This window comes from Leucothrix pacifica, assembly GCF_003172875.1.
GTDB lineage: Bacteria > Pseudomonadota > Gammaproteobacteria > Thiotrichales > Thiotrichaceae > Leucothrix > Leucothrix pacifica.
Map to the genome: position 1 here is coordinate 12,806 of NZ_QGKM01000036.1, position 22,583 is coordinate 35,388.

General features: G+C 44.9%; 24 protein-coding genes. 10 read left to right on the forward strand and 14 right to left on the reverse strand.

Annotated features, from left to right (window positions below):
* Window positions 1-66 precede the first annotated feature (66 nt).
* Window positions 67-696: a helix-turn-helix transcriptional regulator gene (locus tag DKW60_RS12245; RefSeq protein WP_181389681.1), complete on the forward strand. Its 630-nt coding sequence runs from the start codon at window positions 67-69 to the stop codon at window positions 694-696.
* Window positions 697-715: 19 nt separating this feature from the next.
* On the opposite strand, the gene DKW60_RS12250 is transcribed toward DKW60_RS12245, so the two are convergent.
* Window positions 716-1,747: a TAXI family TRAP transporter solute-binding subunit gene (locus DKW60_RS12250; protein ID WP_109837941.1), complete on the reverse strand. Its 1,032-nt coding sequence runs from the start codon at window positions 1,745-1,747 to the stop codon at window positions 716-718.
* Window positions 1,748-1,794: 47 nt separating this feature from the next.
* On the reverse strand, window positions 1,795-2,550 hold the full coding sequence (locus tag DKW60_RS12255; protein WP_109837942.1) for a hypothetical protein: 756 nt from the start codon (window positions 2,548-2,550) through the stop codon (window positions 1,795-1,797).
* A gap of 507 nt (window positions 2,551-3,057) precedes the next feature.
* Here DKW60_RS12255 and DKW60_RS12260 point away from each other — a divergent pair.
* Window positions 3,058-3,678, forward strand: coding sequence for a response regulator transcription factor (locus DKW60_RS12260; protein ID WP_109837943.1), 621 nt, complete (start codon window positions 3,058-3,060; stop codon window positions 3,676-3,678).
* Window positions 3,675-4,034 (forward strand): hypothetical protein, encoded by a 360-nt coding sequence (locus DKW60_RS12265; RefSeq protein ID WP_109837944.1) that lies wholly within the window; start codon window positions 3,675-3,677, stop codon window positions 4,032-4,034. Before DKW60_RS12260 ends, DKW60_RS12265 begins: the two co-directional genes overlap by 4 nt.
* 23 nt (window positions 4,035-4,057) lie before the next feature.
* Here the strand turns inward: DKW60_RS12265 and DKW60_RS12270 are convergent, their stop codons facing one another.
* The 3 genes from DKW60_RS12270 to DKW60_RS12280 all read right to left on the reverse strand — a co-directional run bounded on the left by DKW60_RS12270 (window position 4,058) and on the right by DKW60_RS12280 (window position 8,504).
* Complete coding sequence (locus DKW60_RS12270) at window positions 4,058-6,793, reverse strand: transporter substrate-binding domain-containing protein (RefSeq protein WP_109837945.1); 2,736 nt, start codon at window positions 6,791-6,793, stop codon at window positions 4,058-4,060.
* Window positions 6,794-7,037: 244 nt separating this feature from the next.
* Window positions 7,038-7,637, reverse strand: coding sequence for a protein-methionine-sulfoxide reductase heme-binding subunit MsrQ (locus DKW60_RS12275; protein WP_109837946.1), 600 nt, complete (start codon window positions 7,635-7,637; stop codon window positions 7,038-7,040).
* A 171-nt stretch (window positions 7,638-7,808) separates the two neighbouring features.
* Window positions 7,809-8,504, reverse strand: coding sequence for an aspartate/glutamate racemase family protein (locus DKW60_RS12280; RefSeq protein WP_109837947.1), 696 nt, complete (start codon window positions 8,502-8,504; stop codon window positions 7,809-7,811).
* 71 nt (window positions 8,505-8,575) lie between these two features.
* Between DKW60_RS12280 and DKW60_RS12285 the strand changes: the two genes are divergently transcribed.
* The 3 genes from DKW60_RS12285 to DKW60_RS12295 all read left to right on the forward strand — a co-directional run bounded on the left by DKW60_RS12285 (window position 8,576) and on the right by DKW60_RS12295 (window position 10,247).
* Window positions 8,576-9,046 carry an FKBP-type peptidyl-prolyl cis-trans isomerase gene (locus tag DKW60_RS12285; protein ID WP_109837948.1) on the forward strand — a complete coding sequence of 157 codons (471 nt, stop codon included), beginning with the start codon at window positions 8,576-8,578 and terminating at the stop codon, window positions 9,044-9,046.
* A 371-nt stretch (window positions 9,047-9,417) separates the two neighbouring features.
* Window positions 9,418-9,720: a PepSY domain-containing protein gene (locus DKW60_RS12290; RefSeq protein ID WP_109837949.1), complete on the forward strand. Its 303-nt coding sequence runs from the start codon at window positions 9,418-9,420 to the stop codon at window positions 9,718-9,720.
* Window positions 9,721-9,722: 2 nt separating this feature from the next.
* Complete coding sequence (locus DKW60_RS12295) at window positions 9,723-10,247, forward strand: cytochrome b/b6 domain-containing protein (RefSeq protein ID WP_109837950.1); 525 nt, start codon at window positions 9,723-9,725, stop codon at window positions 10,245-10,247.
* 142 nt (window positions 10,248-10,389) lie between these two features.
* On the opposite strand, the gene DKW60_RS12300 is transcribed toward DKW60_RS12295, so the two are convergent.
* From DKW60_RS12300 to DKW60_RS12320, 5 genes are all read right to left on the reverse strand, one after another.
* Complete coding sequence (locus DKW60_RS12300; protein ID WP_109837951.1) at window positions 10,390-10,893, reverse strand: helix-turn-helix transcriptional regulator; 504 nt, start codon at window positions 10,891-10,893, stop codon at window positions 10,390-10,392.
* Window positions 10,894-10,993: 100 nt separating this feature from the next.
* Complete coding sequence (locus DKW60_RS12305) at window positions 10,994-12,256, reverse strand: FAD-dependent oxidoreductase (RefSeq protein WP_109837952.1); 1,263 nt, start codon at window positions 12,254-12,256, stop codon at window positions 10,994-10,996.
* A 60-nt stretch (window positions 12,257-12,316) separates the two neighbouring features.
* Window positions 12,317-12,847: a c-type cytochrome gene (locus tag DKW60_RS12310; protein ID WP_181389682.1), complete on the reverse strand. Its 531-nt coding sequence runs from the start codon at window positions 12,845-12,847 to the stop codon at window positions 12,317-12,319.
* Between the two features lie 85 nt (window positions 12,848-12,932).
* The gene (locus tag DKW60_RS12315; RefSeq protein ID WP_109837953.1) at window positions 12,933-13,958 is read right to left on the reverse strand and encodes a DUF5666 domain-containing protein; all 1,026 of its coding nucleotides are present in this window, start codon (window positions 13,956-13,958) and stop codon (window positions 12,933-12,935) included.
* Window positions 13,948-14,790 (reverse strand): DUF6502 family protein, encoded by an 843-nt coding sequence (locus DKW60_RS12320; protein WP_109838053.1) that lies wholly within the window; start codon window positions 14,788-14,790, stop codon window positions 13,948-13,950. The genes DKW60_RS12315 and DKW60_RS12320 overlap by 11 nt, the downstream gene beginning before the upstream one ends.
* A 539-nt stretch (window positions 14,791-15,329) precedes the next feature.
* Between DKW60_RS12320 and DKW60_RS12325 the strand changes: the two genes are divergently transcribed.
* From DKW60_RS12325 to DKW60_RS12340, 4 genes are all read left to right on the forward strand, one after another.
* A complete protein-coding gene (locus DKW60_RS12325) occupies window positions 15,330-16,541 on the forward strand; it encodes a TsoY family (seleno)protein (protein WP_109837954.1) in 1,212 nt (403 codons plus the stop codon).
* Window positions 16,542-16,629: 88 nt separating this feature from the next.
* Window positions 16,630-17,502: a Rossmann-like and DUF2520 domain-containing protein gene (locus DKW60_RS12330; protein WP_109837955.1), complete on the forward strand. Its 873-nt coding sequence runs from the start codon at window positions 16,630-16,632 to the stop codon at window positions 17,500-17,502.
* A gap of 103 nt (window positions 17,503-17,605) precedes the next feature.
* Window positions 17,606-17,950 (forward strand): DUF1127 domain-containing protein, encoded by a 345-nt coding sequence (locus tag DKW60_RS12335; protein ID WP_181389683.1) that lies wholly within the window; start codon window positions 17,606-17,608, stop codon window positions 17,948-17,950.
* 108 nt (window positions 17,951-18,058) lie between these two features.
* On the forward strand, window positions 18,059-18,808 hold the full coding sequence (locus DKW60_RS12340) for a cyclic nucleotide-binding domain-containing protein (RefSeq protein ID WP_109837957.1): 750 nt from the start codon (window positions 18,059-18,061) through the stop codon (window positions 18,806-18,808).
* A 54-nt stretch (window positions 18,809-18,862) separates the two neighbouring features.
* On the opposite strand, the gene DKW60_RS12345 is transcribed toward DKW60_RS12340, so the two are convergent.
* From DKW60_RS12345 to DKW60_RS23700, 4 genes are read right to left on the reverse strand one after another with little or no spacing between them, the layout of a single operon-like run.
* Entirely contained in the window at window positions 18,863-19,585 is a 723-nt protein-coding gene (locus DKW60_RS12345; RefSeq protein WP_109837958.1) for a sulfite exporter TauE/SafE family protein, read from the reverse strand.
* Window positions 19,586-19,604: 19 nt separating this feature from the next.
* Window positions 19,605-19,784 carry a cbb3-type cytochrome oxidase assembly protein CcoS gene (gene ccoS, locus DKW60_RS12350; RefSeq protein WP_109837959.1) on the reverse strand — a complete coding sequence of 60 codons (180 nt, stop codon included), beginning with the start codon at window positions 19,782-19,784 and terminating at the stop codon, window positions 19,605-19,607.
* Window positions 19,785-19,804: 20 nt separating this feature from the next.
* Window positions 19,805-22,312 (reverse strand): heavy metal translocating P-type ATPase, encoded by a 2,508-nt coding sequence (locus tag DKW60_RS12355; RefSeq protein ID WP_109837960.1) that lies wholly within the window; start codon window positions 22,310-22,312, stop codon window positions 19,805-19,807.
* Window positions 22,313-22,323: 11 nt separating this feature from the next.
* Window positions 22,324-22,497 (reverse strand): hypothetical protein, encoded by a 174-nt coding sequence (locus tag DKW60_RS23700; protein WP_181389684.1) that lies wholly within the window; start codon window positions 22,495-22,497, stop codon window positions 22,324-22,326.
* Window positions 22,498-22,583 lie beyond the last annotated feature (86 nt).

A 22,583-nucleotide genomic window follows, 5' to 3' on the forward strand; every position in this document is an offset into this window, starting at 1 on the left:
GAAAAAACTCTCTCGCCCGTATCTTCAATGAGCGTCAACAAGAAACAGGTCTGGAGAGAGAGCCAAATGAATATCATGATAGCTAACGAAAGTCGTTTACTCGGGGAAGGGGTAAGCATGATGATTAAAGCATCTTTTGCAAACGCCGACATTGTGCTGGCAGATTCCGCAAAAGATATTATTAGAACCATTAACGGCCCATCAACAAACAGCTGGCATGTCATACTTATAGACTCCCAGCTATCCAAACTGATTAAACCTAAGCGCTTACATCACTTAATGCCCGGGGCGAAAGTCTGCCTGTTTAATGCTAAGAAAAGCCGGACAACTCCAGATGAGTATCTCAGAGCAGGGTTCAATGGCGTGTTAGCTGACTCCACATCCCCCAATGATTTAAAAAAGGCGATGGGGACACTGCTATCCGGAAGAGACTTTTTCCCTGAAGAAGCGAGTCATTCCCGCAGAGGCTTTTTTAGATCTCCCCAAAGAGATAACAAAAAGACCGTAATCACACATAGAGAGCAAGAAATTCTGTCCCTGATGGCACTGGGGTTAAGTAATAAAGAAATTGCCCGTCACCTTGATGTGGCAGAAGCGACCGTTAAACGCCATATTAGCAATGCGTTTAAAAAGTTGGGCGCAAAAAACAGGGTTGAGGCCACCCAAATGGCCAATGAAAAAGGGTTGTTACACTGACCTCAACCAGACTTTTTTGTTAACTACACCCCGTCCCTTTCTGCAAGTAACAATTAATCAACTCTAGTTCATCAACATCGCTGGTGTCTGTGGCGCAGCTACTTTTTTCCAGATCAACAGGCTGATCTAAATCCACCATGGACCACTTCGGATGGTAATTGCCTTCACCAAGGCCACCAGATGCCAGTAGCATTAAATTATCCCTGATGACATTACTAATTTGATTAACTTGCTCACAACGCATTCGGTAATAATAAGAATTGTCTTTACCAAAATCATGACTCACCAAAAGTGCTTTTACTGCAATAGTTGGCACTGTGACCCGGGTTAACTGATGACGACGATCTTTTGTGACATAGTCCTGAGGTAAAAAGCTTGCTGTCGCATAAGTCTGGTTCAATCGGTCATCATCAATTGGCACCAGATGAATCTCATCCATATACTTACTTAACTTTTCATTCGACTTCATTTCCAATAAGCCGTTGATATAACTGACTGGCTTTCCGCCAACAAAAAACACCGCATCGACTTTACCAAGAATCAGTGATTCGTAAGCCTCCTTAGGTGTCAGGTCATAAATTTGCTTAACATTGATATCGAGTATATTCAGTATATTGTTGGATGTAATATGTGTGCCACTACCGAGCTCACCAACAACGACCCGCTTATTTTCCAGTTCATTGATTGATCCAATATTCTTGCGTGCCAACAGATGAACCTCCTCATCATAGAGAGGAAGGACCAACCTCAGGTTGCGAAGCACTTTTCTGTTAACCCTACTCGGATTCTTTGATAAAAAATCAATAACGTCCGACTGTACGATTGAGATACCTGCATTTTCAGTACCCGCCATACGTCGAAGATTCTCCAAAGAACCTGACGATTTTGTGATATTGATATCCACACCTTTCTCAGCGGCAAGGCTAGCGATATCTGTTCCCATGGAGTAATAAGTCCCACCTGAAGTACCTGTTGGCATCCCAATAGGAGGGTTTGCCGATGTATTCAACGAAAAGGACAGCAATAGAATAAGTGATAATATTCGCTTCATAATTCATTCTCTTTTAAAGGAGTTTTGTAAGAAAGCCGGTTGATGACTCAATTTGCTTGCGTTAAAAACGCTTCAATATCGGCGTTCAGGCGCTGAGTGCGTTCGGCTTTGAGCTCGGCAAGGACGGCTACTTCTGGTTCCGTCTTAATAGACTTTGTTAACGCAGTGTTGGTTGGCTTATTAGTCTCAGGCAAAACACTCAGCGACACCGCTTCAGGTAAATCCAGCGGGGTTACGATCGCTGAATCTTTTTTATCAAAAGCTATTGACCCAACCGCAAAGTGAATTGTTGATAACGTCACCAGCACCATCGCAGTACGCAGCATTAGGGGACTGTTTTTTTGTTTCGGACTCACAGTGGTTAATTGGTCGTTAGCGGCTTCTCTGCCGTTCTGACGTGTTTCTCGCATGAGTCGTGTAACCGGCTCTGAATCTGTATTAAGTTTTGGTGGAAGCTCTGGAAAACAGTGCTGTCGAATATTTCGACGCATGACTTCGGATAGTGATAATGCAGCCGCCCAGGCATCAACGCCCCAAGCGAGGTCAGGCTCACTTTCTGGCTGTCTTGAAACAATGTCGTTGATACATGTGTAAACATCTGACTCATCAACTTCAGCGCCTCGATGAGCAATCAAAGCATCTGGCAACGCTGATTGTCTTAGTGACGTTAGTAATTGCTTCTCATGGGGATAATCAACCATATACCCTGCCAGATAGACTTGGCAGTAAGCATTCATAGTCGCTATTTTTTCTCCGTGATTTGCAACCGCAGATACTAAAATTCCATGCGCATCATTGTTCATTTGTTAAGCCCCCTTGACAATCTGACTACCTGAAGTGCTACGCCAGATAAGTCAAATTACTTCATAACCATTGTTTCATTCAATTTGCCCAAATATGAAGTGCTGAAACAAAGTTCTACATTAATGACGAAGACATTATCATAACAACAGAACATTTTATGTATAAATAAAAAACACATTGATTATTAAGTAAACATTGAATACACCTTAAGATGTAGATTTTTGTATTTTTTTAATGCAACACAATCCAGCTCAGGACTACTTCATCATTCCAGGCGAGTCTTAATGCATGGATTTAAACAGGATATTGGTTCGTTGAGCGCTCGGCCTGCTTGTGCAGACCTGAAAAGAAATAATTGTCTGTAAGATACAATTATGTAATGCTAAAAAGTGACCAACTAAGTTAAAGTCGGTCTAAAATACATAACTAGCCATAAATGACTTGATACCGACTTACAAAAAGCTACTTATGCAAACTAAAAACCGATACTGAAGCCCCATAAACCTATGAAAATACTGCTCGCAGACGACCACACGCTGTTTAGAGATGGATTTTCTATGATTATCAGTGCCACGACTATCGATGCAGAAATCTACCCGGCCGATAACTGGAATGAAGCACTGTCTCTGATACAGAAACAATCATTCGATATCGCATTACTGGACTTATTCATGCCGGGAAACAAACCTTGGCAACAAGAACTGTCTACGTTTATGTCCCACGCGTCTAATGTACCTGTTTGTATTGTGTCAGCTTCCAATAATCAGTCGCATATCAATCAGGCATTTAAACTGGGCGTGAAGGGCTATATCCGCAAAACATCCGGAGCCTCTGAAGTCAAAAGAGCATTATCCAGCGTTCTCAATGGCGGACATTACCGGGACTGGAAAATCTCGCCACCCCCTGAATCAATCAAAACGGCTGACCTAAAACTAACCAGACGACAGAAGGAGATACTCATGCTGATTGCTGATGGTAATAGCAACAAACAAATAAGCTTGTTGTTGAGTATCAGTGAGAGCACCGTGAAGCGCCACGTCTATGACTTGTTTAAGGCACTCGGCGCAAAAAACAGAGTAGATGCCGTACAGATCGCCAAGAAACAACACTTACTAATAGATCAATGAACCCCACTCCTACCGTAAACACGGGATACGACCCGATAGAAAAGCTCAGTGCGTTGCTCACTCCTGCACAGGTATTTAAATTTGTTCAACAAGCTGTTCCCGAACTAAAGCTGGCACATGCCTCACTTCAACACTCACTCATCAATCAGCAATGGGCAGATGCATCCAAGCAGGCACACCGCTTAAAATCAACGATTAGCCTGCTTTCTGTCGATAGTCTTGTTCACAACCTGGACCTTATCGAGTCTGCTGACAGCACAGCCGTTGAATCCTCAGACTTTAGAGAGCTAGTGGCAAGTCAGTGCCAACAATTAGTGGATAGTCTGGAGTCATATTTGAACAACAAGCCAGACTGATTCAGCACAATGTTGTCGCATGTTTACTGCTCGTTTAATACCCCATAAATCGCTCGGTATAAATCCTGATACTCAAATGGTTTAGCCAGAAAGCCATTCATTTCTGCTGCTTCACAATGTTGCTTTATGTGCGTCAGATTGTGAGCCGTGAGTGCAATTATGGGCACATTGGGGTTTAAGCTATGATTTCTAATCCACTGACTCACCTCAAAGCCGTCCATTTCAGGCAAACTAATATCCATCAAAACCACATCAAAACTTTTTTGTTGCAACTGGACAATCGCCCCTTCTCCGGTTGAAGCCAGTGAAACGCTTCCACCCATATTTTTAATCATTTCCCCGCCAACATAACGATTTAATGGCGCATCATCAGTCAAGAGAATTTGAATACCTGCGGGTAAGGTAAAGTCATCCAAACCGTCAGCAATGATTGCCTGAGAAACCATATGATCATCAGCGAGCTCAAACGTAATATCAAAATAAAACCGACTGCCTTGGCCAAGCCTGCTTTCGACGTGTAATTGTCCTCCCATCAACTCGACCAGACTTTTACTAATTGCCAGCCCCAAGCCGACTCCTTCACTCGTATTTGACGCTGAATTAATCACACGTTGGTAGGGGTCAAACAGACTCTTAAGATCGGCCTCTGCGATACCAATACCAGTGTCTGTGACACTAAAGGCAATTCGAACCGTATTCTCTGTTGATTCTGGTAGTTGAGTGACCACTAAACTGACCTCACCCTCTTCGGTGTATTTAATCGCATTATTGATCAGGTTGATCAACACTTGTGAGAGATGCCCACGGTCACCAATAATAGCAATCGACTCCAGTCCCTCACTCATTACCGTCAAGGCAATGCCTCTATCGTCAGCTTTTTGCATCAATATACTTTTTACGGAGTGCAAAGCGATATCCAAACGGAAACTCTGTTGCTCCAGCTCAAAGCTATCATTTTTGACTTTAGCAAAATCCAACAGGTTGTTGATTAGCTGCATCATGTAGCCAGATGAGGCCTCGAGTTTCTCAACATAAGACTTTTGTGTAGGATCAAGTGGGCTAAGTTTAAGCAATGCATTTAAGCCTGAAATAGCATTCATGGGTGTCCGTAGCTCATGGCTCATGACCGCCAAAAAGTCATCCTTAGCCTTTGCTCTGATTTTTACCACCATGGTGTTCCAGTAAAAAATAAGTGCTACTAGCAAAAGCGTTGCAATCAGTACTTTCCAGATGAGCGTATAATCAACCTCAGTTTCATATTTTACAGGCACCCATTTGTGAAGAATCTCTCTGTGTGTTTCATTGCTCAGGTTATTAATCGTGTTTTGTAAGATATCCAGTAAAACGGTATCTTGCTTCACCACGGCCATTGACAGCTTTAAATCTTCGTCTATCTTTCCTGCTATTTTTAGCTCGCCGAAGTACTCACTTTGGAATTCGTAGCCGATACTCGCCAGTGTATCGATATAGGCAAACAACGCTTCATTCTTCACGCTATCCAGGCCTTGATTGATATCATCTACCTCTACCAAGGTGAGTGAGGGATATTTAAGCCTGAGTATATCGACAAACGCATCCCCCCGGATTATGCCGACCTTCTGTCCCTCTAAATCCAATATATTATTAATAAAGGGGACATCCACTCTTGTTGCGACCACCAAGGGCACTTCTAAATAATGGCTCGTGAAATTTAGGTACTCTTTTCTGTCATGTGTTTCCATTCCCAAAGCCAGCATGTCACACTTTTCTTCACGGATGGCATTGATTGACTCACTCCAGCTACGGGTTTTAACGAGTTCAAACTTGGCTGACAGCATTTTTTCAAACAAGTCATAGTAATCCGCACTCATACCGACATGCTCACCTTGTTCGTTCAATCCCTCAAAAGGCAGGCCAGATGGGTTGATACAATACTTAATGGTATTTTGATCAAGGTAGGCGATTTCATGATGGCTTAGCTCGATGTGCCCTCCTGCATATTCCTTAATCGAGCCAATCCATTTATTCACTAATGAGGCTTTTTCTTTTTTTGTAATACTATCCAAGCCTTTTTGAAGAATGCTGCTGAGCAATGGCTTTTCGGGCTGAACACCAAGGCGTAAATCCTCTTTTTTTGTATTTTTTAAGCTGAGCTCACTCGCAAGTCGGATATTATTATAAGAGTGCTTCTTGATCAGGTGGTTTATATTGGTCAGGTTCTGTAGTAGAGCATCCACTTTACCAAACACTAAGTCCTTGGTTAGCTCCTCATAGGTGTCATAATAAACCAATTCCATCGTGTTCATTGCTTCAAGCTCTGCCAGATAAAAAACGTCTTTTAGCACTCCGACCCTTTTGTTTTCAAGGCTATTTATGCCTAAGTATTCACCAAAATCATCCCTTACGAATATCATAATAGGGATTTCGTAATAGGCACTTGTGAAGGTGGTGAATGGCTCTCTGAACTTTTTATAAGAAATACTGGTGATAACATCCCGCTCTTTATTCTTAAAAGCGTTGTAGTTGGTTGTCCAGTTTGAAAAGCTTTTTTCAAAATATAAGCCTGTCTTTTCAGAGATAAGGTTGAGCAAATCATGCTCAAAGCCGACAGGACTATTTTCGATAGAATAAGAGAAAGGAGTAAAGTCCGGCATCATTGCCACGGTGACTTTGGGATTTGAGGCGATGTATTCTTTCTCTTCTTCGGTAAACTCAATGGCTACCGCCTTAGCACTGATCAACAGACCCAACATGAAGATGAGCGCGGGTAATATTTTCATAAAAATCCCTGAATAAAGTATGACTCAAGCTATCGGCTTAATTTTTTCGGCTACTTTACCATTAAATCTCAGTCAAATAGAATCTATAAGTATCGGGGTTTCGAGCATAGGGAGAGATAAGATTAAAGACGCAGTGCGACAACAGCTTGAACCCGAGCTCAGTGCTATTGATAAGGGAGGGTGATATTTGATGAAGCAATGGCCGCCGGCTCTCTATTTGCCGGCAGTCGATGAAAATTCTGACTTAAGTGGTGACGGGTTTAGTCTTACGGAACTGCTGATGCCATACACGATAAGCTTCCAGCCCGCCCAGAATTACGATGTGCACCATCGCCGGGCCAACATTATTCTCAACAAATATCCAGTGCAGTAGTGTTAAAACCGCAGCAGGGTAAACCCAACGCTGCAGCGGCTTCCACTTCTGACGCATTGCCTTTACTGAAGCATCATTTGAAGTGACTGCCAGTGGTATAAAGATAAAGAATGCTAACCATCCGGTCCAGATACCGAGCTTCAACGCCTCATCCAGCATGACCTGAACGGTGCCACTGTCAATGACATACAGTATGGTGTGAAATAGCGCGTAAAAGAATGCAGCAACACCAAAGTAACGACGATTACGCACCAACCACATCGTCCACTTTTTGCCGTTAAACATTAATCTCAACGGCGTTGCCGCCATGGCAATAATCATAAAGCGCGCCGAGAACTCACCTGTCGGATGTAATAGTTGGTGAACCGACATAGTCTCATTTGCCAAGCCCATCGCGAAACCAAAGGAAGGGAGCGCTAGTATCGCCCAGAGAAAATAGCGTGAGCCAAGTACAGACTTGATAAAAGACATGGGAGGAACCTGGGTTAGAGTTTAAAAACTAAATCATATCGCCAATTCGTCCGATACGAGACAAAACTTACGTGGATTTACTTATGTTTCAAATTGTAACAAGCGCAGTCTAACGCTCAGATATAACCAAGTCATAAAACGACGCATAGGCCCTATCAAATGTACTGAGTCTTAGTCACGAAGCGCCCACTCAACCGCTTTTTGTGCATGAATCAGTGTGGTATCAAAGAGTTTAATATCGGTATCTTTCTGTTGAATCAGCATACCAATTTCAGTACAACCCAGAATCACTGCCTCTGCACCCTGCGCTGCTAATGCGTCTATTATTCTTAAATACTCTGCTGCCGACTCAGGCTTCACATCACCAAGACAAAGCTCTTGATAAATCACATCATGCACAATTTTACAGTCCGATTCATTCGGGATAAGCACATTTAGACCATATTTATCACGGAGACGGCCTTTGTAGAAATCCTGCTCCATAGTAAAGCCAGTGCCCAATAAGCCAACCGTGCTCACCCCTGCCACCAATAATTCCTCGGCAGTACCATCGGCAATATGCAATACCGGAATATTGATAGCCTGCTCAATCTGCGGAGCCACTTTGTGCATGGTGTTGGTACAAATCAATACACAGTCAGCACCAGCGGCTTCCACACGTTGCGCTGCTTCAGCAAGTATCACCCCCGTTGCATCCCAATCACCGGCATGTTGTAGCTTTTCAATTTCATCGAAATCGACACTGACCATGGCTATTTTGGCAGAGTGCAAACCGCCCAAGGACTGTTTCACGCCTTGGTTAATTTGCTGGTAGTAGCCAACGGTGCTCTCCCAACTCATTCCGCCGAGCATGCCTATTGTTTTCATTTCACTTGTTCCCTTCCTCATGAGCGAGGCATAATGTTGAATTAATTTACTAAAACTATAAAGGGCGATTCATGAATTATAAAAATATCCTTACCATAACAGCCATCGCATCCACCACACTAATCTTAGCGGCTTGCGGCAGTAACAATAGCAGTTCGGAGTCTGCGTCTGTCGCGCCAAAAGCCATGACAAGCATTGCTGGTTTCCAGAAAATTGATACCCGAGTCGGTCAAGGGCCAATGGCTCAGGCAGGCCAAACCGTATCCGTTCATTACACGGGTTGGTTGTACGATAACAATGCAGCTGATAAGCGCGGTACGAAGTTCGATAGCTCAGTTGATCGGGGTCAGCCATTTGAGTTTCCCTTAGGCGCTGGCCGAGTTATTAAAGGTTGGGATAATGGGGTTGCTGGTATGCAAGTGGGTGGTAAGCGTACGCTGATTATTCCTTCAGACATGGGTTATGGCACGCGTGGGGCCGGCAGTAAAATTCCTCCGAATGCGACATTATTGTTTGATGTGGAGTTATTGGGGATTAACTAATCGCTAACGCTTATGTAAACAACACTCACCAGATGGCAGCCTGAGAATTTGAGGTTGCCGTTCTCAATATTCACCCGCCTCCCCCCTTCACCAAAAAAGTCCCACTTCCTTGATAGGTTAGCAAGTAACGACCTGATTCCACTTAAGCAATCATACAAAATAAATAATTCACACATATCAGTAACTTATAGATATATCTTTAACATAAGACATATGTCTTATGACGGTTATTTCATCATCCGGCATCTCTCACACAGGTACATTTGCCTAATCTGCATACATCATTCCTCGGCTATCCGATACAACGACCAACCGCCATTATTTGATCACGCCAATGACGGCGGATCATTTAACAACATAAGGAACACATCATGCGTAAGACAATCATTTCAGGGCTATTAGTTGCATCTACTTTCACAGCCACATCTGCATTTGCTGGACCAGACTGTACTGAAGAGCCACAAGACACTTGGATGAGCGAGATGGATATGCAAAAGAAAATCGTGAATGACTACGGCTTTACTATGTATAAATTCAAGGTCACTAGCGGCAACTGCTACGAAATTTACGGTACAGCGCCAAAGTCAGAAGATAACGTGGAGGAGCGTGTAAAAACTGAGATCTATTTCCACCCAATCACTGGCGATATCGTTAAGCAAAAAATCGAGGACTAATCATGCCTGGCACTCACGAAATCACTATTTGGGATCGTTTCGTCCGCCTGTTTCATTGGTCGGTTGCCGCTGCTTTTCTGCTGGATTTCTGGGTGCTTGAGGAAGGTGACCCGCCGCATGAATGGGTGGGTTATTTTCTCGGTGGATTGCTGGTACTTAGAATCATCTGGGGATTTATCGGCCCGCATAATGCACGTTTTAGTAGCTTCTTCCCGACCCCTACCCGGGTTAAGAAGCATTTAACAGACTTGCAACGTGGTCATTTTGATCATAGTGAGGGCCACAATCCGCTGGGTGGTGCGATGGTCATTGCGCTTATGACAATGCTGGCCGTTGTTTCTATGAGTGGCTGGATGCTGAACTGGGATATGTTCTGGGGCTCTGGTATTGTTGAGGAAATTCACGAAGTCAGTGCTAATGTGACGATGGTCTTAGTGGTCATTCATGTGGCTGCAATCATTGTTATGGGGCGTTTTACCGGTATCCCATTAATTCGCACGATGATTAGCGGAAAGCGCTCGATTTAGCTTTTCGACTTCCCCACAGTGGTGGTGGTCTTTATTAGCTTCAGGCCAACTCCACTAAACCAAACCACCGATTCAAAAAACTGGCGAAATCTTAAAACACGCCAACTAAGTATCTGCTTGATACCAGTCAAGTGTAGTAAAGCTATTGCAAAAAATCCTCAAAGAACCACGCTGCAAACTCATGACGGCCATTCAAGCCCGACTTTCGATAAATCGCAGTAGCCTGCTGCCTGACTGTTTTCTCTTTTGTTTCACGTACACCTGCAATTTCTTCAAAGCTTAGCCCCTTAAGCAATAACAAACCCACCTCGCGCTCACTGGGTGTCAACGACCAGTCAGTAAGCTGCTGATCAATCACCTCACGATATTGCTGATTGGCGCTTTTTAATTTTTCATTAGATTCGGATAAGCGACTATTCGCCTGCTGGAGTTGCTGCTTTACCTGCTCCATTTCACGACGGCGCATTGAAACTTCCCATAGCAAATAACCAATACCGCCGATTGATGCCACCACGAGAAAAGCCTCCTGAGCCAAATGCCAAACAGGTGACTGCTCACGGTAATCTCCAATAAAATCGGTAATATTCATAATCGCAATCATGGTCAGGAGAGCGATAAAAAAGAGTTCATTAAGGCGAAAGTTCATTACAGCATCCATCCTTGAAATACAGCTGTTTTTTAGAAAGACCCAGTTGCTCTGGTTAAAAATAAACCAGAGCAACTAGCATTAGAGAGTAACAAAATTGCTAAGCAAAAGTATCTCCAAATAAACTATCGGCCCAATCAAACATTTTATTGTAGTTTGACCGGCTAGCGCCTTGTGAAGCACCCAATGACTGTGGCACTAACTCCATAGCACCACTCGCGGAGTTATAAGCAAACACAGCTGTTAACCATGAAGCAGTATCAGCGCTAATTGGGCTATAGCAGGCGGAGTTTGTCATTGGTGCAGCATAAGGCTGCCCACCAGCTAATAATCTCAATATCGCATCAGCACAAACCTTTGCTTCCGCATTTGCGATATGACCTGCTTTGGGTTGTCCGGTCGCTTGAGAGTCTCCAATTACATGGATATCAGCAGCGGCTGTTGATTCATAACTAAGCGGATTTATCACTGCCCAGCGTCCGCTTGCATCATTAGCTAAACCCGCCTGATGAATTAATGATCCCGCCTGATGTGGCGGAATGACGTTCAATACATCCGCTGCGTATTCTCCATAGTTAGTAGTCGCAATACGTTGTACCGAATCAACCGCCTGTAACTCTGAGTCCGGCAAATACTCAACAATCCCTGCATATGTCACCGTGAAGGCATGGTTAAATGTCTCCTGCTCAACAATAATGCCAGCGTTCGCATCCAACACAATGAGCTTTGCAGTTGGGTTATGGCGCTTCAGGTAGTCTGCCACCACACAGGCACGCTCATAAGGCCCGGGAGGACAGCGATAGGGTGCTTTTGGAATCGTCATTACAAAAGTGCCACCCGCTGGCATCGCCGCAAGTTGCTGTTGTAATTGTTGAATCTGCGGACCAGATTGCCATGCATGAGGAATCAGGTCACTATCCAGTCCTGGTACCGTCATAAAGTCAATACCCGGGGCCAGAATCAAGCGGTCGTAAGCCAGTGTATTACCCCCTGCCAAGGTGACAGTATGGTTCGCGCTATCGATTGTATTTACCCGATCCTGAACCACAGAAATTCCATATTGCTGCGCCAAGGTAGCGTAATTAAAGCTCAGCTGACTTAAGTTCCGCTGCCCGTTTAGTACCAAATTGCTTAATATCGGTGAGTAATAATTTGCATTCGGCTCGATCAGTGTAACGTCTACACTTGTTGACCAATGGCGAAGGTATTTGGCAGCCGTGGCTCCAGCAAAACCACCGCCAACCACTATGACGTGCGGCCGGGTAGTTGCTGCACGGATAACACTAGGTGCTGTCGCAAAACCTGCCCCTAAACCTAGTGCCTTTAGAAAGTTACGTCGCGAAGAATGATTAGATTGGCTCATGCTGAAGCCCTCCGAATAAAGTTGTATGAAAAAGGGGAAGTGAAAAAATAATCATTTTTCTTAGTCATCACTTTCATCCTCTTCTAACTCATCCTCTTCTAACTCATCCTCTTCTAACTCATCCTCTTCTAACTCATCCTCTTCTAACTCATCCTCTTCATATTCACCGTCTTCATAATCATCTTCGCCGCCGCTATACCCTGAAAGACTGGCAATATAAGCCGCAATCGCTCTAACTTGCTCCTCTGAATAGCCTCTTGCCTGATAGTGCATCAGGTCATCATCCGTCTCGTAAACCATCTCCAGCATTTCGTCCACTAGCTCGGCTCCACTTTCACCACTCAGGCTATCAATGCCAGTTCTGGAATAGCCATCAGTCCCGTGACATTGAAAACATTGTGATGCCAGCAAACGTGCCCCATCAGGAATGGTTGTGCCAGATGGTGATGTCTCCTGATCAGTTTCTCCTCTGGTATCCACCGCGGCTGAACTGCTATCATCTGCGCTTGGGCTGCTGCTTGTGCCTCCGCCGCAGGCAGTGACGAATACCCCTACTGCCAAAAGCAGAGGGATAGTTGTATAAAATTTCATAAAAGCTCCATTGTTCAAAGTGCTTACCCTTACGGGTAGGTATTTCGATAGCCCGGTACTGCAATACCGGGCTATCACCTAGTTTTTAGTCATCAATCTCTTCTTCGTAGTCCTCCTCTTCTTCATCCTCTGATTCACCACCACTCCGCTTGATAGAAACCTCATCAGCGATCAATACACCTTGCTCATTGATGTAACCCTCAACCTCAATAAAGCTATTCAAGCGGATATCCGCCAGCAAACCATTTTCAACCTCTGTAGAAGCATCAGTCATCACAGGCTGGCCACTCACACTGAACTGCAGTGAAGATGTATATGATGTGACATAGCCTTCCAGCTCAACCTCCTGACCTGACTCAAACTCAGCATACTCATCAGCAGACTCCACCTCCGATGCCAGAATGAGATTTCCCTCAGGTGCTAATTCGCTTTCTACTTCCACATACAGACCATTCACTGGTGTGTTGTTTGACAGCTCAACATCAGCAACAGAGTAATCGATTAACAAACTCCCTAAGCTAAATGTCATGGCACTCAAATCAACGTCACTAATCACACCTTTCACTTCCAGCTTGGATTCACTAGCGGTAAACACCTGCTGCTTTAACACAATGCTACTGGCCTGAATCACACCCAGTGCATCCTGAGTTCCTGATATTTCCAGCACATTTCCTAGCTGCAAGTCGCTAAGCTGACCAAAGCCGTAGAGCAGCGTTGATGCATCGGTCTGAACTACGCTCCCCAATACTTCAATACGACTGTTATCGGTACTGATATTAGTCACTGTGCCTTCTAAGGCATCATCGAACTCAACGGTTTCCGCGACACCGGAAACACCATCTGCGTTAATCACACCGGTAATCGTCACCACTTCGCCAATCAAGTAATCATCCTGACCACTCGCTGCAGCACCATCACGTACAAAGCTCGCCTGACTCACGTCATAACGCACTCCATTAACCCAAATGCTGCCAAACCCGGTAATCGATCCTACGGAAATTCCCGTCCCGCCAATGCCGCCTTCTGACAGCAACATACCGCCTGAGCCACCACCGCAGGATGACAACATTAGACAAGTAACCGCACTCAGTAATATCTGTTTAAGATGCATGCTTTGAATCCTTAATGCTTTGATCGTTATCTGCTTCCAGTGACTGTTCGAAATAGTAAATACCGACACCAGCCCTTATTTTTCCACTTCCTTTGCTGGCAGGGTTTGAGTCCTTATCATGCTTCGCCAACCATTTATTAAATTTCAGCAAAAGCTCCATTGAGTCTTGATTCACCATTGATTTAAACGTCTCGACAGCATGCTCAGGGAGATTGTCATAGCTCACTTTTCGCTGGAAATAAGGCTGTTGACCACTCTGCTGCAAATTATGGTCGATGGTATTAATTAACAAACTCACATCACTCCCCAAAATAGCGAGCTTTTCTGCCTCATCCTGCTTAGGGATATAGGCATCACTCAATAGACTTAACTCATCTTTATCACTCAACTGCACCAGCCCACTGTGTTCCAGCTCCTTCAACATGGCACGGTATGGCATATCACCACTGTAACGACTCACTAAAGCCTCAAAGCTTTTTTCTTGTCCTTGTAATGACAGCACTGCAGGGTCACCCTGAGCATCTTGAAACTCCACATCACTTAACCAGCCACTAATGACTCGCACACTCCGGTTATATTTAGTCGCGGTCAGGTCACTGTCCGCTTCACTCTGACGAAGTTGTGCAACATCCTTACGTGTCAGCCCTGTGGTAATAGCAATACGTGATGTGGTGGCTTTTTCACCTGCCTGCAACAAAGCCGCTTCAGCAGTTTCAACATAGACCTGACGCGCAATCTGGCTGAACTCACCGAAAGAAACCCCTCGCTGATGCAGTATCCGAACCAAAGGCCGAAGAATATGAAAAATGATAGAATGTAGAATTTTTTGCATTTTTGGGATTATATTCCCAAAAATAAAATAAGCAATACTCAGCACTAAATCAAAAGTAATAGACATAAAAAAGCCACTGCAGATATACAGTGGCTTAGGAAGTGAAACAAATCAGACTTGGGGTCGATCTGACTTGGTTGAATCACTTTCGCAGTAGCCCGGGCTAAGGCCGCTGCGCTTTTATTAACTACAAATCCGGGCTAGGAATGCAGTTTTTGAGGAGGAATCTTTTGCTTGTTATTTGCTTCTCTCGGGGCTTGTTTTTATTTACTTTAGCATAGAGTTTTCTGAATGTCATTCAGGTAGCATTCATTTTAATGAAAGATTTTTAACTGAATCACCGTTAACATTAAGAAAGTTGCTATAAATCAAGCACAATATTACCGTCCGTCTTGTTAAAACCGCTCTGACTGACCTAATCTGAAAAGCTAAATTGGCTTATTATTAACCTCTAATATAGATACAAATTGATAAATATCATTTTTTATATAAGCAATTGCTAATATAGTTCTCAGAAATAACTCTCAGAGGACTTAACTATGTTCACTATCACCAAAAATATGGGAGAAAAGTTCTCCCCAATGTACTTCCTCGCCTCATTAGGTGCAGGTGGATTGACGGTATCATTCTTCATGTATCTCATGTTTATGACGCCACATAAAGACACTCCAGTACCAACTTTTGGCTCGCTGCTTGAGGTATTTCAAAGTGGTAATGTGGTGCAAATGCTAATGGTGGTTGCCGCACTGGTCGGCATCATTATCTTTGCCACCTTGCACTACCGTTTACTTGCCTGGAACATCAGTGAATACAAGCAATTCAAACAAACTGACAGCTTTCAAACACTGCTCAAAGGCAATGGTGAAGTTCAGTTAATGGCTATTCCATTGACATACGCGATGTCGGTGAATGTTGCTTTTATTCTTGGCGCACTGTTTGTGCCGGGCTTGTGGACCATTGTTGAGTACATGTTCCCACTGGCACTGCTGGCCTTTGCTGCTATTGGTGTTTATGCCTTAAGAATTTTCGGTGATTTCTTTGGCCGTATCCTGACTTCAGGTGGTTTTGACTGCAGTAAAAACAATAGCCTGAGTCAAATGCTGGCAGTTTTCGCCTTCGCTATGGTTGGAGTTGGTTTCTCTGCTGGTGGTGCGATGAGCCACACTGTTGTGACTTCGGGTATCGGTATTATCTTTGCGATTCTGTTTTTCACCATCGCTGTATTGTTGGCCTTGATTTCACTGGTGCTTGGTTTCCGCTCTATGCTGGAAAATGGTGTGGATCGTGATGCTGCAGTTTCACTATGGATTGTGATTCCAATCATTACCGTACTGGGCATTGGTTTCTATCGCATCATTATGGGACTACACCACAATTTTGATATGCCAACCTCAGCACCGGGCGCATTAGTACTGTTCTCCATACTGGGTAGCATTCAAGTGATGTTTGGTCTGCTGGGTTACCGTGTGATGAAAGATACTGAATACTTCAAACGCTTTATCCATGGTGATGATAAGCATGCGGTTTCATACGCACTGATTTGCCCTGGTGTCGCCGGAACAGTAATGGCGTTCTTCTTCTTGCACAAAGGACTCGTTGCAACAGGCATCGTGAGCATGTTCTCAGCACCCTACTTTATCTTGTTAGTGCCGGTGGTATACCTGCAATACAAAACTATCAGCGTCTTGCTTCGTTTGAATAACAAGATGTTGACTGGCAAACCAGCACCGGTACTCAAGCCAGCAACCTGACTTTCAATGATTGGTAAACCTTACTAATCAGTCTAAAATCGGCAGACGCTTTTGCATCTGCCGATTTTTCGTTTGGGGTATCGCTTCTATGTTACGTATTAATTTTATTGGCTGCGGCCAGCTTGGCCAAACACTAGGCTCCTTATGGCAACAGCAGCACCTACTCACCATAGGCGATGTATTAACCCGCTCCGCCGACAGCGCAGCGCAAGCGGTTAAACAAATCGGTGCGGGGCGCGCTATTTCATCGATACAGGATATGCAAGCTGCTGATATCTACATGCTGGCGTGTGGCGATGATGCGATTGAGTCGTGCAGTCAAACACTGGCGGACAGCCAGCTGATACAGCCAGGAAATAGTGTATTTCATTGCAGTGGTGCGCAATCCTCTCAGCTGCTGCATGCCTGCCAATCGCAAGGCGCGCTGATTGCCAGCATCCATCCGATCAAAAGCTTTGCCGATATTACACTGGCAGCACAAAGCTTCTCAGGAACCTATTGTGGTGTCGAGGGTGATGAAGCTGCTCTGGCGACCCTAAGCCCCTTATTTACAGAAACAGGCGCGAAGCTACTGCCAATCCTTGCTGAGCATAAAACGTTGTATCACGCTGCTAGTGTGATCGCCTGCAACTACCTTGTCGCTCTGGAAGAGTTAAGTATTCAAGCTTTTGAACAAGCGGGTATTGAGCGTCAACAGGCTCTCGCAATCTTACAACCCATTGTCACAGGAACGGTTGAGAACATTTTTAACTTAGGCACTGTCACTGCGCTAACCGGCCCTATCAGTCGTGGTGACCACAGTGTAGTGACGAAGCAATTAGCTGCAATGGAAGACTGGAATCCGGACTATGCAACCGTCTATCGGCAATTAGCTAAGATTGCCGTCCCCTTGTCTCAGCAACAAGGCAACGCCAGCGCAGCAAGCCTGAGGGAAATTCTGGGTTCACTTAATTCGGATTAGTTTATCTAAACTGTAGGCGAAAATCTTGTCTCTTGTGCGGTGCGGCAAAAACCTTATTATTGCAACCATGAAAACACACTTAAACACAGACGGAGTAAATAAAATGTCTACATTTAAAAAACTAACAAGCTCAATCTTTAACGCACTTGAAATGGCTGGTCGTGCTAAAACGCTTGCACACTTAGAAGGCTTAAGTGACCGTACATTGGAAGATCTGGGTTTTTCACGTGCATTAATGAGTCAGGGTGTACAGGCTTGGCCTTGGAAAGTGGATACTGAGTTAGCTGCTCAAACTGCTTCTACAGACTCTAACGAAATTAGCGCTGCTATTAAAGAACTTGAAGCGTATAACGACAGAGACCTTGCAGATCTGGGTATCTCTCGCGGTGAAATTCGTGAAGCAGTTGTTCACGGTCGTAAGGATGTCGACTCTGCGCACGCTGCATGATTAGTCTACAGCAAGTACTGACCATCGATTGATAAGTGTATTAATCACTTGTCAGTCGGTATTCAGGGGTTTAATCTGTCATGAATCCAGCTAATACTACACTTGCATATGGCAGACTCGAAAAAACAGGCGCATTCTTGCAGCCACTGTTCACTTAGTGAAATTTGCCTACCATTAGGCGTTAGTAAACAAGACCTTGAAAAGCTAGAACAACTCGTTCAAAACTCTCAGGTGCAACACGATGGTGATGTTGTGCTTCATCAAGGCGACTCATTTCATAAAATATATGCCGTCAAATCTGGTATGTATAAATCCATTAAACTTAGTCCGGATGGTCATGAAACCATTATCGGCTTTCACTTGCCCGGTGAATTAATTGGTTTAGATGCGATTTACCCGGAAGAATATACAAGTAGTACGGTTGCACTCACCAGCTCCGTACTGTGTCAGATGGACTACGACCAGTTGACCGAGCTATCTGCACACATCCCTGCGCTGCAGCGACAACTAATGAGCTTACTCAGCAAAGAAATTAATACCTCAAATGCCATGCACGGCGAGCTAACTGCTGAGCAAAAACTTTCTTCTTTTATCCATAATCTTGCGACTCGCTATGAAGTGCGTGGCTATTCTGGTACTGAGTTAGTACTCGCTATGACCCGTCAGGACATTGCGAATCACTTAGGTATGGCCGCAGAAACAGTAAGCCGTTTATTAAAACGCTTTCAGGATAAAGGTGTATTGCAGATTAAACACCGTGAAGTGAAGATTCTCAAACCCGATGTATTGTTAGCATTGACTGGTTGTGAAGCTCCTGCTCAAAGCGTCAACCTGACACGACTACACAAACAAGCTTAAAACGAAAAGCGTTCACCATGTGTGTTATAAGAGCGGTGCTTTAGAGTATGCGAATTACAAGATGCAGCGGGCAAGGTTATAGAATAAAGGGTGTTGCTGAATTGCTTCGTGACTAGCAAGTTGTGGTGCAAGAAAGATTAAAGACCCAATCAGGATAAAAAATACCCCACCGCTTTGCTGCACAGCCCGCTTCTGTAAGATATTTTTAAATCCCCAAAAGACATGCCCGGTGAGTAACATCGCGGGCAATGTGCCGACACCAAAGCCCAACATCGTCAGCGCCCCCCCCCAGGCAGACCCACTGACACTGGCCACGGACAATACTGAATACACCAAGCCACAGGGTAAAAAGCCCCACACCAACCCTTGTCGGAATGATTGTGTGTATGTCGCGGGTGCGCCTAATTTCAAATAGGGTTTAATTGCTTCCCAGAGCTTATAGCCAAATTTTTCCAGAAAGCCGAATGGCTTTTCAATGCGAAATAACAGCTGAAAACCAATCACGATAATCATGATCGCAGCGATGCGACGCAGCCATACTGACCAGTCGGGCAAGTTAAGCACCGTACCAACTTCGGCGCCAATAAAACCGAATATAGCACCGGCCATGGTGTATAACGTTACTCTGCCGAGGTTCATGTACAGCAAGTGGAGTTGGTTTTCGATTGGTTTGCGCAATGCTTGTGGTCTGTTTAGAGCGGCTTGTAAACCACCACACATCCCTGCGCAGTGCAAACTAGCCAACAGACCTAATAATATCGCTGATACAAATCCCATGATGATGCCTTAGCTGAGTCTATTTAGTGGGTATCGTTTGCTTATCTGATTCGTTTTGAATTTTATCATCATCCAATACTTTCAGTGCAGGGGTATGTAAATCATCAAACTGACCTGACCTGACTGCCCAGAAAAATGCACCAATCGCAAACACAACCAGTACCAAGCTCAGCGGGATTAACAAGTAGATAATATTCATAATAATCTCAGTAAGATACCTTAGTCTTCCAGCGTTATTCGGTTGATTCTGCGTGCGTTTAAAACCACCGCTAAGGAGCTAAGTGACATGCCAATTGCTGCCATCCAGGGCGCTAATAAACCACTGGCCGCTAGAGGTAATACCGTCAAATTATACATGACCGCCCAGCTAAGGTTTTGACGAATCACTTGCTGTCCGCGCTTTGCAATCTGTTGGGCAATATTAAGACCTTTTAAGCGCCCACCCAATAAAATTATGTCTGCCTGGCTTTGGCTAAGCTGGCTACCACTTGCCATTGCAACACTCACATTGGCCTGCCCAAGTACCGGAGCATCATTCACACCATCTCCAACCATCGCTACCTGATGACCTGCGGCTTGTAGCTCTTGTAGATAAGCCACCTTGTCAGCAGGTAATAAATCCCCCAGAGCCGTATCAATTGGTAAAGTTTGCGCGAAACGAGATACCACCGCTTGCCGGTCTCCACTAATCAAACTGATTTGTGTTACTTGCTTCTGATCATTATCAGGAGTCTGTTTAAGTGCTGTCAGCACATCGTTGGCATCTCTTCGGACTCTGTCCGACAAATACACCGCCGCCAGTACTTTGCCGTGAACCGCTAATACCACAACACTGTGTTCATCCTGCAATACTGGCATGTCGCTTATCTCGCATGCCTTGGCGATCCAAGTCGCATTTCCGGCAAAATATTGCGTTCCTTGCACCACACCATAGACGCCAGATCCATGAACGGACTGAACATCCGTCGCACTTAACTCCGTCGGACGGGTCAATGCACTGGCCAATACATGATCAGAATGTTGCTCAATCGCAGACAAAATTTGCAGGCATTGATCAACTGACAGACCTGTGGATACCTTGTTAGGATGATCAAACAGATCCACATACTCAATCACCAGCTCGGCAGTACTCAAGGTACCCGTTTTATCAAAACACCAATGATCAACGGTCATCAATGCTTCGCAAGAATCTGCATTACTAAGCAGTACACCATGACGACTTAAAAAGTGACTGACAACAGTCAACACGGCGGGCGTAGCTAATGAAAATGCACAGGGACAACTGGCAATCAGTACTGATAAGACAATACTAAACACCCGGTCCGGCGCGACGATATACCAAAACACACCAACCGCTACCGCTATCACTAATAGCACGGTGACAAAATAGCGAGCCATCTGATCGGCAAAGCGTACCCGCTCCGGACGATGTGATTGGGCGCGATCTAATAATTGTTTGATTGAAGCAACCGCAGACTGCTCCCATGCTTGGGTGACCACTAAACGTAAGCTACCGGATTGTAACTTTGTGCCACCGGTCACCAAGTCATCCTGAGCATATGAAACAGGACGTGCCTCACCAGTCAATAGTGACTCATCTAACTGCGCTTCGCCACTTAATACCCTACCATCACAAGGAATCGTCTCCCCTGCTAGCACATCTACTTCATCACCTTTCCCAAGCTGCTGAGGACTGATCACTAAGGTTTCACCATTGCGCCAAACTGTCACCAGCGGAGGCAGTAATTGCCTCAACGCATCCGCACTGGAAGCGGCGCTATAACGTGCCCGCATTTCCAAAAAGCGCCCCAAGGACAGGAAGAATACAAACATGACGGCAGAGTCAAAGTACACCTCAGCAGCCACATTGCGTTGAATTAAGAGCTGCCAGACACTCGCAGCATAAGCCCCCCCAATCGCCAATGCCACCGGCACATCCATACCGAGATGACGATTTTTAAGGTCAAACCAAGCATGTTTGAAAAAGGGAGAACCCGCGTAAAACACTACAGCCGTAGCCACGAGCATACTCACCAGATTTAAAAACTGGCGAATACCTTCATCCATCCCCTGATAATCACCTAAATAGACACCAATGGCATAGGTCATTACCTGCATCATGCCAAAGCCAGCCACAGCCAGACGCTTTAAAGACTGACGGTTTTCAAACTCACGCTTATCGACTCCGGTTTCACTGTCATTAAGGGGGCGGGGTTGATACCCCAATCGGGCAATCGTGCTTAAAATATCACTCAGTGCACTCTGCTCCGGTTGCCAATATAGCTGTACCTGATGAGTGTCCGGGTTGAGTTGCACACGCTCTACTCCCGGTAGTTTGGACAAGGAACTATCAATTAACCATGAGCAACTACTGCAATACATGCCTTGCACATAAATACGCGCACAGGCTTCGCCATCTTGTTCTTTTTGATACTGCGAACGCACTTCCGGCTGATCGTAATATTGCCAGCTATTGCTATCACCGTATTGGTCAGACACAGCCGCTTCCGGCAACTGTCCACCACGATACTGATAGAAATCACCCATACCATTTTGCTGAATAAAGTCGGCAGCCGCCAGACAACCGAGGCAACACATCGGCTCCTGCTTACCGTTTACGTCCAGATGATAATTGCTGTGTGCGGGGACTTCTAAACCGCAATGATAACAACTCACGTCCTCATGCGTGTGCTGATGGGAATGTGCAGAGATGGCTAGATCAGTCATGCCGAAGACGCTTATTTAGACTGAGTGATTGCAGGGGGGACAATGTCAGGTGCATTTCTGTACGCGATGTAGATGGTGAAGCTACTTGCCAGCACGACTAACATTGGCAGTAAAATCACCATCCACACCATGCCATAGCGATACCACGGTAGTTCGATTTCCTGAGAGTTTTGAAGCATATCCATTTTAACATCCTCCGGGAGGGTACTTTGTGTGAGTGTAGATACTAACAAAGCAATCGATTAGATAAATTGATATGGGTCAAACTTGT

Coding starts and splice junctions, on each gene's coding strand:
- DKW60_RS12265 (WP_109837944.1), top strand. CDS start 3,675: ATGAACCCCACTCCTACCGTAAACACGGGATACGACCCGATAGAAAAG.
- DKW60_RS12290 (WP_109837949.1), top strand. CDS start 9,418: ATGCGTAAGACAATCATTTCAGGGCTATTAGTTGCATCTACTTTCACA.
- DKW60_RS12260 (WP_109837943.1), top strand. CDS start 3,058: ATGAAAATACTGCTCGCAGACGACCACACGCTGTTTAGAGATGGATTT.
- DKW60_RS12345 (WP_109837958.1), bottom strand. CDS start 19,585: ATGGGATTTGTATCAGCGATATTATTAGGTCTGTTGGCTAGTTTGCAC.
- DKW60_RS12325 (WP_109837954.1), top strand. CDS start 15,330: ATGTTCACTATCACCAAAAATATGGGAGAAAAGTTCTCCCCAATGTAC.
- DKW60_RS12320 (WP_109838053.1), bottom strand. CDS start 14,790: ATGCAAAAAATTCTACATTCTATCATTTTTCATATTCTTCGGCCTTTG.
- DKW60_RS12355 (WP_109837960.1), bottom strand. CDS start 22,312: ATGACTGATCTAGCCATCTCTGCACATTCCCATCAGCACACGCATGAG.
- DKW60_RS23700 (WP_181389684.1), bottom strand. CDS start 22,497: ATGGATATGCTTCAAAACTCTCAGGAAATCGAACTACCGTGGTATCGC.
- DKW60_RS12295 (WP_109837950.1), top strand. CDS start 9,723: ATGCCTGGCACTCACGAAATCACTATTTGGGATCGTTTCGTCCGCCTG.
- DKW60_RS12245 (WP_181389681.1), top strand. CDS start 67: ATGAATATCATGATAGCTAACGAAAGTCGTTTACTCGGGGAAGGGGTA.
- DKW60_RS12300 (WP_109837951.1), bottom strand. CDS start 10,893: ATGAACTTTCGCCTTAATGAACTCTTTTTTATCGCTCTCCTGACCATG.
- DKW60_RS12280 (WP_109837947.1), bottom strand. CDS start 8,504: ATGAAAACAATAGGCATGCTCGGCGGAATGAGTTGGGAGAGCACCGTT.
- DKW60_RS12285 (WP_109837948.1), top strand. CDS start 8,576: ATGAATTATAAAAATATCCTTACCATAACAGCCATCGCATCCACCACA.
- DKW60_RS12270 (WP_109837945.1), bottom strand. CDS start 6,793: ATGAAAATATTACCCGCGCTCATCTTCATGTTGGGTCTGTTGATCAGT.
- DKW60_RS12340 (WP_109837957.1), top strand. CDS start 18,059: ATGGCAGACTCGAAAAAACAGGCGCATTCTTGCAGCCACTGTTCACTT.
- DKW60_RS12315 (WP_109837953.1), bottom strand. CDS start 13,958: ATGCATCTTAAACAGATATTACTGAGTGCGGTTACTTGTCTAATGTTG.
- DKW60_RS12335 (WP_181389683.1), top strand. CDS start 17,606: ATGTCTACATTTAAAAAACTAACAAGCTCAATCTTTAACGCACTTGAA.
- DKW60_RS12275 (WP_109837946.1), bottom strand. CDS start 7,637: ATGTCTTTTATCAAGTCTGTACTTGGCTCACGCTATTTTCTCTGGGCG.
- DKW60_RS12330 (WP_109837955.1), top strand. CDS start 16,630: ATGTTACGTATTAATTTTATTGGCTGCGGCCAGCTTGGCCAAACACTA.
- DKW60_RS12305 (WP_109837952.1), bottom strand. CDS start 12,256: ATGAGCCAATCTAATCATTCTTCGCGACGTAACTTTCTAAAGGCACTA.
- DKW60_RS12310 (WP_181389682.1), bottom strand. CDS start 12,847: ATGAAATTTTATACAACTATCCCTCTGCTTTTGGCAGTAGGGGTATTC.
- DKW60_RS12250 (WP_109837941.1), bottom strand. CDS start 1,747: ATGAAGCGAATATTATCACTTATTCTATTGCTGTCCTTTTCGTTGAAT.
- ccoS (WP_109837959.1), bottom strand. CDS start 19,784: ATGAATATTATCTACTTGTTAATCCCGCTGAGCTTGGTACTGGTTGTG.
- DKW60_RS12255 (WP_109837942.1), bottom strand. CDS start 2,550: ATGAACAATGATGCGCATGGAATTTTAGTATCTGCGGTTGCAAATCAC.